Genomic DNA, 12,291 nt, shown 5'->3' with positions numbered 1-12,291 from the left:
TATTAAGTTTTTTAAAATTATGTCGATAGAGTATTTTAAAGTCTTTTAAAAAGGAGTTTAAAATGGACATTGGAAATATTCAAAGGGATGCAAACACAGCACAATTTAATACAAAAAATACTGGAAAAGTATCTCAAGAAAATCAACAGCAAACTAATTTAAATAATCAAGATGAGAATTTAAATGAAAAATTGAAAAATGCAACAGAAAAACTTAATAATCAAATGGAAACACTAGAAACAAACGTACGTTTTGCATATAATGATAAAATCAATGAAATGTATGTTAGTGTAACCGAAAAAGATACTGGTAGGTTAATACGTAAAATTCCTAGCGAGGAAGTTATGAAGCTAATAGAACATTTTCAAGGTGTTATTGGCACTATTTTTGATAAGGAGAGTTAATTATGGCAGTAGGTAGTTTAGGAAGTTTAGGAATAGGCTCAGGAGTTTTAACAAGCGATACATTAAACAAGCTAAAAGAAGCAGAAATGAATGCACATTTAGGTCTTTATAACTCACAGCTTGAAACTAATACTTCAAGACAAAAAGACCTAGCAGAACTTGAAGCTAAGCTACTTGCGTTTCAAACAGCCGTAAATAGCTTAGGTGATGCTTCACAATTTAACAAGAAAAAAGTATCACCTAGCGTAAGTGGAGATAGCGCTGCTGCAAGCTTAGTAGTAGGATCTTTATCTAACCTTACAAACATGAAAGTTATTGTTGATCAACTTGCACAAAAAGACGTATATCAAAGTAATGGATTTAAAGATAAAACTGCTACTGTAATGGGTAGTTTAGGTATAGAAGGTGTAGATGGTAAAACTTCTTTTACTATTACCCAAGATGGAAAAGATTATAAAATCGATATTGATGAAAGCACTACTGTATCTCAGCTTGCAGAAAAAATAAATGCCGCAACAGGTGGAAAAGTAGAAGCTAAAATAGTCAATACAGGAGATAGAGATAATCCATACCGCTTAGTAGTACAAAGCACTGAAACAGGAACTAAAAACAATATTTCTTTTTCAGGTGATGAAGATCTATTAAATGCTATGGGTTGGGGACTTGATAAAGATAGCATTAGCGCTGGTGGTTTGTATGGTTTTAGACCAACAGGTGCTGGAGATACTGATAAAGATAAAATAACTGGAACTATAGGTTCTTTAGAAGATAAAAAGCAAGAAAAACTATTAAATCAAGGTGAAAAAACTTCTTTAACTTTTGTTATTAAAAATGGTGAAAGATATGATAGATTTACTATTGATATAAATGATCAGACAACCTATGAGAGTTTAGCAGAAGATTTAAAAAAACAAACTAATGGAAAAGTTGAACTCGATCTTAAAACAGGTGGGTTTAGAGCTACCAATGGTGGACAATTAAGCGTATTTGATGGTGGTTATGCAACTGATGCTGAAGGAAATATTGACCAAGCTAATTATGCTAGAGATGAAAAAGCTACTTCATTATTAAGTAGTAAATTTGGCATTACTCTAGATACTAGCACTCCACAAGGCTACAATGTAGCTTCAAACAATGAAAATCATATCCAAAAAGGTATGGATGCTATCTTTAGTGTAGATGGTGTTAAAATGACAAGACCAACTAATACTATCACTGATATAGCTCCAGATGTTACCTTAGAGTTAAAACAAAAAGGAGAGATAACTTTTAACGTTTCTCAAGACACTGAAGCACTTGCGCAATCTTTAGAAAGTTTAGCTACTGCTTATAATGATTTAATGATAAATCTTAACGCAGCAACAAAATATGATCCCGATGCAGGTACAAAAGGAAATTTCGTAGGTGTTAGCGAAATTTATAATATAAAATCTGAAATAAACAATATTTTACTTCAAACTATAACAGTAGATGGAACTGTTACGGTTGGTGATAGTGAAAGTTCAGAAGGGATTGAAGTTTCCTCTAAAGTAAGTTTATCTTTGGCTGATTATGGCTTAACGCTAAACGATGGTGTTTTATCTTTTGATTCAGGAAAATTTAACTCTAAATTTAACGAAGATCCTGAATTAGCTGAAAAATTTTTCGTAGGAAGTAATGGTTTTGAAGATATTGATTTAGCTGGTGATAGAGTAAGTAATCTTGGCAGTGAAAATATAGAATTTAAAGAAGGTAGTTTTACTATCACTTATAATGATACAACCATAGATTTAAGCAAAACTCCAAATGGAGATCCTTTTGTATTAACAGGTGCAGATGATATTGAAAAAGCTAAAAATTTGGTTGATCATATAAATAGTTTTGGCTTAGAAGGTTTAGAGGCTAGCTTTGAAATCATTAACCAAGGTAATCAAAATCAACAAATTCAATTTAAAATCAAAGGAACTTCAGGCAGTAACTTAGAAATTCAAGGTGATAATGAATTTTTGAAAAAATTTGGTTTAAGTTCTAGAACCTTATATTCAGTTTATAAAGAAGAAACTGGAACTTTTGGTATGCTAAAAAATACCATGGGTGAAATAATGAGTTCTGAAGGTTCATTTGGAGGTTATAAAGAATCTTTAACAAAAGAATCAAAAAATCTAAATGAAACCATAGAAAGCACCAAAGCTTCCATAGAAAGTAGATATGATACAATGTGGTCAAGATGGGCAGCATATGATGGTATCATTGCAAAACTAAATAACCAAGCAAGTGTTATTGCAAATATGATTAATGCAGCAAATAATCAAAATTCTTAAAATAAAGAAAGGGTTTAAATGCTAAATAGTGCAGTTTATAGCGCATATTCACAAAATCAAACTGGTGTAGAATCCCAAGAGAAACTTATAGAAATGCTATATAGTGGGATTTTACGCTTTTCAAGTAGGATAAAAATAGCTATACAAAATGAAAATATAGAAGAAAGAGTGTATTATGTAAAAAGAGCTAGTGCTATTTTTATTGAATTGTTAAATTGTCTTGATTATGATAAGGGCGGTGAAGTAGCACATTATTTAAGTGGCTTATACACTAGAGAATTACAACTTCTTTCTTTAGCAAACATAGAAAACAGTGAAGCAAGAGTAGATGAAGTAATAAATGTAGTAAAAGGCTTATTAGAAGCTTGGAGAGAAGTACACCAAAAATGAGTGAAAAAAAATGGATTGATGAGTTTAAACTAGCTGTTTATACTGAAGATGTAGAAAAAATAGTTAAACTTATGGAAAAACCGGATTATAAAGATTGCCCCAATGAGGCTTTAGCGCTAACTAATGAAGCGATAGCTTTTATGAAAAAAAAGCAAGATGAAATAGCTATTAATTTACAAAAACTCAAAAAAGCTTCTGCTTATATAAAGTAAAACATGGCTATAAGCCGAGTTCTGTCAAGAACGATCATTTATCTAGACTTGTTTTTACAAACAAGTTCAAGCGAAGGGTTATATTATAAGACAAAAACCACCCCTTCTTGCTGCAGATTGGGTTTACATAGCTAGCTTTGTTACCAAAGCTACTGGTAGGCTCTTACTCTACCGTTTCACCTTTTCCATATAAAATATGGTAGTTTTCTTTCTGTTGCACTTTCCCTTAGGTTGCCCTAGCCATCCATTAGATGGAATCCTTGTCTTATTGCAGCTCGGACTTTCCTCTTCAAAAAGAAGCGATCGCTTGCCATGTTTAGAGAAATTCTACCAAAAAAAATATTTTTATACCAGAGCAAAAACAAGATTTAATGTAATTTTTAATTTATTTTCATATTTTACAAGTTCTAAATTTTTAACTTTTATATAAGGATCTAATTTTTGCAAAAACTGCGTTAAAAAAATAAAATCGCCAACAAAACTTAATCTTAATTCATAATAAGCAAAATATTCATCTTGACTTTTGTAACTTTGAATTTGCAAAGATTGAACTCCATTAAGATTCTTTTCTATATCCTTTAAAATACTTTGATAATCTTTATTTATGCTTAAAAACGAGTGATCATTATAAGATATATTTTCATCTTCTTTTAAATCAGAAATCACTTCTTGTTTTTGCTCGTATTTTGTTTGTAAAATATATAGTTCATCTTTTGACAACTTCATTTGTTTTTCAAAATAGTCAAAAACACCCATATAAACCATGAAAAAACCAAAAACAAAAACAACTATCAAAGACAATATAAATTCACGCTCAGATAACTTAGCAAAGATATTTTCTAAATTTTTATAAAGATTTTTCAAAAACAAGAGTGATTTTTCCATTATTAACTTCTTTATTTTTTAATACAAAATGATACTTTTTAAAATCTTCATAAAATTCATAGTCATTTTTAAGCTCTATAATAAAATCATTATTTTTAACATGCAAAGCCTCTATATAAGCTTGATGAGAATTTAAAACTTTTAAAAAATTATAAAAATCTTTATAACAAAGTGTATTTGTATAAAATTTTTGCAACAAATCAACCTTTAACTCATTTTCTTCTTGTAGTTTTTTAAACTCTTGATTTTGCTTTTGATTAATTTTTACCTGTTCTAAAATATCATCTTGTTTTTTTATTAAATTTTCATATTTTGTTTTCTCATTTTCATAAAATGATTTTTGTGTATACAAATACAAAGGATAAGCTAAAGCTAGTAAAACTCCACAAACAAAAGCCAATAAAATCTTAAAACTAAAAGATTTTAAATGATTTATTTTTTCTTTGTTGGTAAAATTAATCTTGACTTGATCGCAATTTTTTAGTAATTTTTGATAAAAAATATTACTATTAAATTTATCAAAACTACTAAGATTTTGAGTATCATCTATGCTTATAATGTGCTTATAGGTATTCTTTAATTTTTCATTATATATTTTATCATAAACATTTAATGGTATAACTTTACAATTTTGAAAATCACACCCCAAATACTCCACTAAAACTATGTATTTTTCTTTAAACAATAATGCAAGATTTTCACTATTTACATCGTTCTTAAAATACACTTCAAAAAGCAGGGGTTCAGGTATTATATAATCGATATCTAAAATATCTTCATACTTGCACAAGAATACATATGCAAAAGATTTATCTTGAAAATACTTTAGCTTATAAGAAAAATCATCTTTAAGACCAAGCTCCTCAAAGCTCTTTTTTAAAATTTCATCTTCGTTAATAGGATTTGCAAATTTAATATATAAAAGCTTTTCATAAGCAAGAAAATCTTTTAGAATAGTTTTCTTACTCATCATAAAGGATTTTCTTAAGGTTTTGCTCGTTTTTGTGCCAATTTTTCTCAAGTTGAACGAATAATTTTAGCATTACCTTTTTTTGTGCTAATTTTTCTATTTTCACTCTAGCTTCTTTACCTATACGCTTAATTGTAGCACCATCTTTACCTAATATCATTCCTTTGTGAGAATTACTATCTGTAATGATAATGGCATTGATATAATAAATTTGCTCTAGTTCTTTAATTTTTTCTATTTTTACTTCAGTGCTATAAGGAATTTCATCACTTAAATTTTCATATATAGCTTCTAAGATAAAATCTCTATAAATATCCTTTTCATTTGTAGTAGTAATAAACTCAGGATCAAAATAATACGGATGTTCAGGCAAATACTTAATCATCTCATCTAAAAGAATTTTTTTATAAAATTTTTGCTTTGCAGAATAGGGGATAATAGCACTAAAATGTGAGCTAAACTGAGAATACTCGCTTAATTTTTTAAGCAAAACTTCTTTTTTTACTAAATCAACCTTATTAATCAACACAATATGCGGTACTTTAGGGTTTAAACTTAAAAAATTTTCATAATCTTTAATATCATCATAAATACTAGCTACAAATAAAATCACATCACAATCAGCAATGCTTTTAATCGCCAAATCAATCATAAGCTGATTCATAGCTTTAGAGCTTGCATGCAAGCCTGGTGTATCTATAAAAATAAGCTGATGATTCTCATGCATTATAATTGCATTAATCTTTCTTCTTGTAGCGTTTTGCTTATGAGAAACCATAGCAACTTTTTCTTCTAATAAAGAATTTAGGATAGAACTTTTTCCTGCATTAGTTCTACCCACTATGCTTATAAAGCCACTTTTCACAAGATATACCTAGCTAAATCTTTATTTTCTATGATATCTCCAAGCTTAACTTGCACTTTAAAATCGTCTATTTTATATACCTTACCTGCGTATTCATCTGCTTCAAAACTAATATCTTCTAAAAGTTTTTCCACTACTGTATGCAAACGTCTTGCACCAATATCTTGCATTTCTTCATTAGCCTTGCTTGCTATTTTTGCTATTTCTCTAATAGCCTCATCTTCAAAAACAAGCTCTACATTTTCAGTTTTTAAAAGCTCAATATATTGCGTTAGTAATGAATTTTTAGGTCTTGTTAAAATAGCATATAAAGCATCCTCATCTAGCGAATCAAGCTCAACTCTTAAAGGAAAACGCCCTTGAAGTTCAGGGATTAAATCACTTGGCTTACTTAGATGAAAAGCACCTGCAGCGATAAATAAAATATGATCAGTTTTTAAAGGTCCAAATTTAGTTTGTATAGTACTACCTTCAACTATAGGAAGTAAATCTCTTTGCACCCCTTCTTTACTTGGATCTTGGCGGTTTGAATTGGAGCTTGAAACTGCTACTTTATCTATCTCATCGATAAAAATAATCCCTTCATTTTCTGCTCTTCTTAAAGCCTCGCCTTTAATACTTTCCATATCAAGAATTTTCTCACTTGCTTCTTGAGCTAGAGCTATTCTTGCATCTTTTACTTTCATTTCTTTTTTAACTTTTTTATTACCCACACCAATAACTTTTACTATATCTTGCATAGCACCCATTTCAGGTGGTAAATTTGGATTAGCATCAAACACGCTTTGTGAAATTTCAACTTCTATTGTACTATCATCTAAATCACCAGCTTTTAATTTCACGCGCATTTTTTCTAAAGAATTTTGATACTCTTCTTGTTTTTCTTCGCTAACACCCTTTGGTAAAGGCGGTAAAAGTTTTTCTAAAATCTTATTTTCTATAAATTCATTAATCTTTTCTTTATTTTTTTCTTTTTCTTCATTTTTTACCAAATTTAAAGCAGCATTAGCTAAATCTCTAACCATGCTTTCTACATCACGCCCAACAAAACCAACTTCAGTATATTTACTTGCTTCAACTTTTACAAAAGGAAGTCCCATCATCTTAGCAAGGCGTCTTGCAATCTCTGTTTTACCAACTCCAGTTGATCCTATCATTAAAATATTTTTTGGCATGATATCATCTTGAAGTTCAGGACTAAGCTGCATTCTTCTATAGCGATTTCTTAAAGCAATTGCTATGATTTTTTTAGCATTTTTTTGTCCAATTACATAATCATCTAAAAATTTCACAATCTCTTTTGGAGTTAAATTCATTTATCATCCTCAATTACATAAGTTTTAATATTTGTATTAGTATAAATGCAAATTTCACCAGCTATTTGCAAGCTTTCTTTGACTAATTCTTCTTCATCTAAATTTGAGTGTTTAGCTAAAGCTCTTGCAGCAGAAAGTGCATAATTACCCCCACTACCAATAGCTGCTATAGCGCCATCTTCAGGCTCTACTACATCTCCAGTTCCTGAAAGTAAAAATATATGATCTCTATCTAATACTAGCATCATTGCTTCAAGTTTTCTTAGATATTTATCCTTACGCCATTCTTTTGAAAAATCTATTGCAGCTTTTAATAAATCACCCTTAGAACTAGAAAGTAATTTCTCAAACATATCAAAAAGATTAAAAGCATCAGCAGTGCTTCCTGCAAAGCCTGCTAATACTTTTCCATTGTTTAATTTTCTAATTTTAACTGCATTGTTTTTTAAAACAGTATTTCCAAAACTTACTTGTCCATCTCCGCCAATTACAGACTTATTTTTACCTTTATAAGCTAAAATTGTAGTTGCGTGAAACATTATTCTCCTTTAACTTCTAGCTTAAATACAGCATGAATCGCATGGCCTAATTTTGCTGAAATTTCATGCATGCCAAGTTCTTTTATAGTATCACATTCTAGGCTTTTTTTATCAAGCTCTATGCCTTTTTGTTCTTTTAGCGCATGAGCGATTTCATCTTTAGTAACCCCACCAAACAAGCTTCCATTAGCTCCCACAGGCTTAGCTATACAAATAGTGATTTTAGATAATTCCTCTTTTAATTTTTCCAAATTTGCAAGCTCAAATCTTAAATTTTCTGCCTTTTTCTTTTGCTCTGCTTCATATTGTTTTAAAACTTCATGTGTAGCAGCCTTAGCAAAACCTTTGGCAATTAAAAAATTTTGTCCATATCCATCTTTTACTTCTTTAACTTCTCCTGCTTTTCCTAAGCTTTTTACATCTTTAATCAATAATACTTTCATTGTTTTCCTTTTTTAAAATTTTCTTCCATTTTTACCTGCGATGATAAATCTTAAAGCATTTAATCTTATAAAACCTGCTGCATCTTTTTGATCATACACAGCATCTTCTTCAAAAGTACAATAAGCCTCACTAAATAAACTATCATTCGCACTTTCTCTGCCTATTACCATTACATTACCTTTATATAATTCAAGTTTAACTTTACCATTTACATATTTTTGTGACTCATCAATTAAGGCTTGAAGCATTAATCTTTCAGGTGAGAACCAATAGCCATTATAAATCAAACTTGCATATTTTGGCATCAATTCATCTTTCAAATGCGCTGCTTCTCTATCAAGAGTGATACTTTCTATAGCACGATGTGCTTTTAAAAGTATACTTCCACCTGGAGTTTCATAGCAACCTCTACTTTTCATACCCACATAGCGATTTTCAACAATATCAAGACGACCTATACCATGTTTTGCACCAAGTTCGTTAAGTTTTGCTAAAAGCTGTGCAGGAGTCATTTTTTCTCCATTAATAGTACACAAATCGCCTTTACTAAACTCAAGCTCTATCACTTCACTTTCATTTGGAGTTTCTTTTAAATCTTTCACCCAGCGCCACATATCCGCTTCAGGTTTAGCCGCAGGATCTTCAAGCACTAAACCCTCATAAGAAATATGCAATAAATTTGCATCCATAGAATAAGGTGACTTACCTGGCTTTTTAGCTATATCAATACCATGTTTTTGCGCATAAGCTAAGAGTTTTTCACGGCTATTTAAATCCCATTCTCTCCAAGGAGCAATAATGGCTAAATTTGGATTTAGCGCCAAAGCACCTAATTCAAAACGCACTTGATCATTTCCCTTACCAGTTGCACCATGGCTAATAGCATCTGCTTTTGTTTTATTTGCTATTTCTACTAAAGCTTTTGCTATTAAAGGTCTTGCTATACTTGTACCTAGTAAATATTCTCCCTCATAAATAGCATTTGCTCTAAACATAGGAAATACATAATCTTTTACAAATTCATCTTTTAAATCTTGAATAAAAATATTTTCTTCTTTTACACCCAAAGAAAGTGCTTTTTTTCTAGCAGGCTCGAGCTCTTCACCTTGTCCAATATCTGCTGTAAAAGTTACCACTTCACATTTATACTCATCTTGTAGCCATTTTAAAATTATACTTGTATCAAGTCCACCAGAATATGCTAAAACCACTTTTTTGATATCTTTTTTCATTGTCTTTCCTCTTTGTAAAAATAATTTTAAAATTTAACGAATTTAGCTTAATATAATGTAAAATATTTAGACATTTTATAACATTTTCTTGTATTTTTTGATAAAATATTTTTATGAGAATAGATAAGTTTTTAAATGTAGTTAATATTACTAAGCGTCGTGCTATTTCAGAGGATATGTGCAAAAGTGGCGTAGTGAGTATAAACAATCAAGTGGTTAAAGCTAGTAAAGAAGTAAAAATTGGCGATGAAATAAGCATTAAATTTATAGAATATACCAATATTTATAAAGTTTTAGACATACCAACAACCAAAAGCATACCAAAAGCTATGCAAGAAAAATATGTGGTAAAAATTCAATGAAAGAAATGATTTTAAGTCAAAATGAGCTTTATAAGCTTTGTGAAATTTTACCTAAAAATGGAGTTATTTTACTTCAAGGGGATTTAGCAAGCGGTAAAACTACTTTGGTGCAAAATTATGCTCAATTTCTTGGAGTAGAAAAAACGCTTAATTCTCCTACATTTTCTATCATGCAAGAGTATGATTTTCAACAAGGTAAAATATATCATTATGATATTTATCAAGAAGGTTTTGATGGACTTTTAAAAAATGGCTTGATTGAAAATTTTTTTGAAGAGGGTTTGCATTTGGTAGAGTGGGGTGATGAAAAATTAAAAAAATACTTAGATAAATATCAAATTTTTAATATAATTTTACAAATCATTCCTTATGAAAATAAAAGAAAGTATATAATACATGAGTAAGCTAGAAGCTAGAAATTTAGAAAAAATCATTAAAAAAACAAAAATCATACACGATGTTTCACTAGAAGTACAAAGTGGGGAAGTTGTGGGGCTTTTAGGGCCTAATGGAGCAGGAAAAACTACGAGTTTTTATATGATATGTGGGCTTATTTTGCCAACAAGTGGACAGGTGTTTTTAGACTCACAAGATATCACAAAAGAACCGCTTAATAAAAGAGCAAAACTTGGCATTGGGTATTTACCTCAAGAAAGTAGTGTTTTTAAAGACTTAAGCGTAGAAGAAAATTTACTTTTAGCCGCCCAAGTAATATATAAGGATAAAAATTTATTAGAACAAAAGATAGAACAAATGCTAGAATTACTTAGCATAGAACCTATTAGACATAGAAAAGGTATGAGTTTAAGTGGGGGTGAAAGAAGGCGTTGTGAGATAGCAAGATCACTTATGTGTGATCCTAAATTTTTACTTCTTGATGAACCATTTGCTGGGGTTGATCCTATCGCAGTGAGTGAAATTCAAAGCTTGATTAATGACTTAAAAGCTATGAATATAGGTGTTTTAATCACCGATCATAATGTAAGAGAAACTCTAGCAATTTGCGATAGAGCTTATGTGATTAGAAGTGGAAGGTTGCTAGCTAGTGGCAATGCTAATGAAATTGCGCATAATGAAGATGTTAAAAAATACTATCTTGGAAGTGAGTTTAGACTTGAATAATGCTTAAACAAAAAACCTCTATAACACAAAAAGCAAAACTATCACAAACCTTAAGATCTTGGCTTCCTATATTGCAAGCTAACATTGAAGATCTAAAAGAAAGCTTAGATGAATTTGCTAAAGAAAATCCTTTTATAGAGATCAAAGAAAACTCAAGCATTACAAACAATCAAAACAAGTATTATCAAGAATATTTTAGTAAAAATACCACCACGCAAATGATTGATGCAAAAAGCTTGGAAGTAAAAAATGTGTATGAACTTTTAAGCGAGCAAATCATACCACCATTTTTTCCTACTAAAAAATCCCAAACCATTGCTGAAAAAATCATAGAATGTTTAAATCATGAAGGTTATTTTGAGTATGATGAGGAAATTTTAGGTGAATTTAATCCTTTAGAAGTAGAAAAAATCAGACAAAGATTTAAATATCTTGATCCCGTTGGAGTAGGAGCAAAAGACAATCAAGAAGCTTTTATTTTTGCATTAGAGCATTTTGACTTAGATGATGAGCTTTATGAGTTTTGCAAAATGTTGATTTTAAATTTAGAAAATGCAAAAGATTTTATCAAAGATCCTTTGTATAAAAAGGCTATAGCGATAATTAAAAAAATCTCTATTCCACCTTTTTTAGAGTATTTTGAAGAGAGCATGGAAATCATTCCTGATATATTTATTTATCAAGAAAATGGTGAAATTAAAATTAAAATCAATGATGATTATTACCCTGAAATTGCTTTTGAAGCAGATGGTTTAGATCATGAGTTTTTAAGTACTTATTTAAAAGATGCTAAAAATTTAATCGATGCATTAGCTATGCGTAAAGCTACCCTTTATAAACTAGGGCTTATGATTATAGAATATCAATATGATTTTTTCATGGGCGGAGATATTAAACCTATGCAGCTTAAAGACTTAGCACAAGATCTTGAAAGAAATGCTTCTACCATCTCAAGGGCAATTGCAAATAAATACTTAAGTTGTGATAGAGGTTTAATACCCTTAAAGTCTTTCTTTACCACCGCAGTTGATGATGGTGAAACTTCTAATGCAACTATTAAAGATTTTCTTAGTAATTTAATTAAAAAAGAAAATCCTAAAAAACCTTTGAGTGATTTGAAAATTCTTGAACTCACTCAAAAAGAATTCCCAAGTGTGCAACTAGGGCGCAGAACTATCACTAAATATCGTATGCAACTTGGTATAGGAAGCTCAAGTGAGCGTAAAAAATTATATGAATTAATGTAGGAA

The 12,291-nt window shown here is 30.0% G+C and carries 15 protein-coding genes and 1 other RNA gene; 8 read left to right on the top strand and 8 right to left on the bottom strand.

Going from position 1 to position 12,291, the window contains the following annotated elements; all coding sequences use genetic code 11:
- Nucleotides 1-62 precede the first annotated feature (62 nt).
- From L8V77_RS00365 to L8V77_RS00350, 4 genes are read left to right on the top strand one after another with little or no spacing between them, the layout of a single operon-like run.
- Nucleotides 63-404 carry a FlaG family protein gene (locus L8V77_RS00365; RefSeq protein ID WP_263706164.1) on the top strand — a complete coding sequence of 114 codons (342 nt, stop codon included), beginning with the start codon at nucleotides 63-65 and terminating at the stop codon, nucleotides 402-404.
- A 2-nt stretch (nucleotides 405-406) separates the two neighbouring features.
- Nucleotides 407-2,704, top strand: coding sequence for a flagellar filament capping protein FliD (gene fliD, locus L8V77_RS00360; RefSeq protein ID WP_263706162.1), 2,298 nt, complete (start codon nucleotides 407-409; stop codon nucleotides 2,702-2,704).
- Nucleotides 2,705-2,722: 18 nt separating this feature from the next.
- On the top strand, nucleotides 2,723-3,094 hold the full coding sequence (gene fliS / locus L8V77_RS00355) for a flagellar export chaperone FliS (protein WP_263663313.1): 372 nt from the start codon (nucleotides 2,723-2,725) through the stop codon (nucleotides 3,092-3,094).
- Nucleotides 3,070-3,306: a hypothetical protein gene (locus tag L8V77_RS00350; RefSeq protein ID WP_263706161.1), complete on the top strand. Its 237-nt coding sequence runs from the start codon at nucleotides 3,070-3,072 to the stop codon at nucleotides 3,304-3,306. Before fliS ends, L8V77_RS00350 begins: the two co-directional genes overlap by 25 nt.
- On the opposite strand, the gene rnpB is transcribed toward L8V77_RS00350, so the two are convergent.
- The 8 genes from rnpB to L8V77_RS00310 all read right to left on the bottom strand — a co-directional run bounded on the left by rnpB (nucleotide 3,301) and on the right by L8V77_RS00310 (nucleotide 9,557).
- Nucleotides 3,301-3,625: RNase P RNA component class A (gene rnpB, locus L8V77_RS00345), an RNA gene on the bottom strand. The genes L8V77_RS00350 and rnpB overlap by 6 nt on opposite strands.
- A 26-nt stretch (nucleotides 3,626-3,651) precedes the next feature.
- A complete protein-coding gene (locus L8V77_RS00340; protein WP_263706160.1) occupies nucleotides 3,652-4,191 on the bottom strand; it encodes a hypothetical protein in 540 nt (179 codons plus the stop codon).
- Nucleotides 4,154-5,164: a hypothetical protein gene (locus tag L8V77_RS00335; protein ID WP_263706159.1), complete on the bottom strand. Its 1,011-nt coding sequence runs from the start codon at nucleotides 5,162-5,164 to the stop codon at nucleotides 4,154-4,156. Before L8V77_RS00335 ends, L8V77_RS00340 begins: the two co-directional genes overlap by 38 nt.
- Nucleotides 5,154-6,026 (bottom strand): GTPase Era, encoded by an 873-nt coding sequence (era, locus tag L8V77_RS00330; protein WP_263706158.1) that lies wholly within the window; start codon nucleotides 6,024-6,026, stop codon nucleotides 5,154-5,156. The genes L8V77_RS00335 and era overlap by 11 nt, the downstream gene beginning before the upstream one ends.
- A complete protein-coding gene (gene hslU / locus L8V77_RS00325; protein WP_263663317.1) occupies nucleotides 6,023-7,342 on the bottom strand; it encodes an ATP-dependent protease ATPase subunit HslU in 1,320 nt (439 codons plus the stop codon). The genes era and hslU overlap by 4 nt, the downstream gene beginning before the upstream one ends.
- Nucleotides 7,339-7,881, bottom strand: coding sequence for an ATP-dependent protease subunit HslV (hslV, locus tag L8V77_RS00320; protein ID WP_133318899.1), 543 nt, complete (start codon nucleotides 7,879-7,881; stop codon nucleotides 7,339-7,341). The genes hslU and hslV overlap by 4 nt, the downstream gene beginning before the upstream one ends.
- Entirely contained in the window at nucleotides 7,881-8,324 is a 444-nt protein-coding gene (gene rplI, locus L8V77_RS00315; protein WP_263679411.1) for a 50S ribosomal protein L9, read from the bottom strand. Before rplI ends, hslV begins: the two co-directional genes overlap by 1 nt.
- Before the next feature lie 12 nt (nucleotides 8,325-8,336).
- Complete coding sequence (locus L8V77_RS00310; protein ID WP_263706155.1) at nucleotides 8,337-9,557, bottom strand: argininosuccinate synthase; 1,221 nt, start codon at nucleotides 9,555-9,557, stop codon at nucleotides 8,337-8,339.
- A 113-nt stretch (nucleotides 9,558-9,670) separates the two neighbouring features.
- Here L8V77_RS00310 and L8V77_RS00305 point away from each other — a divergent pair, with 113 nt between their 5' ends.
- From L8V77_RS00305 to L8V77_RS00290, 4 genes are read left to right on the top strand one after another with little or no spacing between them, the layout of a single operon-like run.
- The gene (locus tag L8V77_RS00305; protein WP_039618276.1) at nucleotides 9,671-9,919 is read left to right on the top strand and encodes an RNA-binding S4 domain-containing protein; all 249 of its coding nucleotides are present in this window, start codon (nucleotides 9,671-9,673) and stop codon (nucleotides 9,917-9,919) included.
- Nucleotides 9,916-10,323, top strand: coding sequence for a tRNA (adenosine(37)-N6)-threonylcarbamoyltransferase complex ATPase subunit type 1 TsaE (tsaE, locus tag L8V77_RS00300; RefSeq protein ID WP_263675275.1), 408 nt, complete (start codon nucleotides 9,916-9,918; stop codon nucleotides 10,321-10,323). The genes L8V77_RS00305 and tsaE overlap by 4 nt, the downstream gene beginning before the upstream one ends.
- Nucleotides 10,316-11,041 carry an LPS export ABC transporter ATP-binding protein gene (gene lptB, locus L8V77_RS00295; RefSeq protein ID WP_039618272.1) on the top strand — a complete coding sequence of 242 codons (726 nt, stop codon included), beginning with the start codon at nucleotides 10,316-10,318 and terminating at the stop codon, nucleotides 11,039-11,041. The genes tsaE and lptB overlap by 8 nt, the downstream gene beginning before the upstream one ends.
- A complete protein-coding gene (locus tag L8V77_RS00290) occupies nucleotides 11,041-12,288 on the top strand; it encodes an RNA polymerase factor sigma-54 (protein WP_263706152.1) in 1,248 nt (415 codons plus the stop codon). Before lptB ends, L8V77_RS00290 begins: the two co-directional genes overlap by 1 nt.
- The last annotated feature ends 3 nt before the right edge of the window (nucleotides 12,289-12,291 follow it).

This window comes from Campylobacter sp. IFREMER_LSEM_CL2127, assembly GCF_025771745.1.
Taxonomy (GTDB): Bacteria; Campylobacterota; Campylobacteria; order Campylobacterales; family Campylobacteraceae; genus Campylobacter_D.
Note: the sequence above shows the minus strand (reverse complement) of the source record. Positions and strands in the feature narration are given on the sequence as shown.

Coding starts and splice junctions, on each gene's coding strand:
- L8V77_RS00290 (WP_263706152.1), top strand. CDS start 11,041: ATGCTTAAACAAAAAACCTCTATAACACAAAAAGCAAAACTATCACAA.
- L8V77_RS00310 (WP_263706155.1), bottom strand. CDS start 9,557: ATGAAAAAAGATATCAAAAAAGTGGTTTTAGCATATTCTGGTGGACTT.
- L8V77_RS00340 (WP_263706160.1), bottom strand. CDS start 4,191: ATGGAAAAATCACTCTTGTTTTTGAAAAATCTTTATAAAAATTTAGAA.
- hslU (WP_263663317.1), bottom strand. CDS start 7,342: ATGAATTTAACTCCAAAAGAGATTGTGAAATTTTTAGATGATTATGTA.
- lptB (WP_039618272.1), top strand. CDS start 10,316: ATGAGTAAGCTAGAAGCTAGAAATTTAGAAAAAATCATTAAAAAAACA.
- tsaE (WP_263675275.1), top strand. CDS start 9,916: ATGAAAGAAATGATTTTAAGTCAAAATGAGCTTTATAAGCTTTGTGAA.
- L8V77_RS00335 (WP_263706159.1), bottom strand. CDS start 5,164: ATGATGAGTAAGAAAACTATTCTAAAAGATTTTCTTGCTTATGAAAAG.
- fliD (WP_263706162.1), top strand. CDS start 407: ATGGCAGTAGGTAGTTTAGGAAGTTTAGGAATAGGCTCAGGAGTTTTA.
- L8V77_RS00365 (WP_263706164.1), top strand. CDS start 63: ATGGACATTGGAAATATTCAAAGGGATGCAAACACAGCACAATTTAAT.
- rplI (WP_263679411.1), bottom strand. CDS start 8,324: ATGAAAGTATTATTGATTAAAGATGTAAAAAGCTTAGGAAAAGCAGGA.
- hslV (WP_133318899.1), bottom strand. CDS start 7,881: ATGTTTCACGCAACTACAATTTTAGCTTATAAAGGTAAAAATAAGTCT.
- L8V77_RS00305 (WP_039618276.1), top strand. CDS start 9,671: ATGAGAATAGATAAGTTTTTAAATGTAGTTAATATTACTAAGCGTCGT.
- fliS (WP_263663313.1), top strand. CDS start 2,723: ATGCTAAATAGTGCAGTTTATAGCGCATATTCACAAAATCAAACTGGT.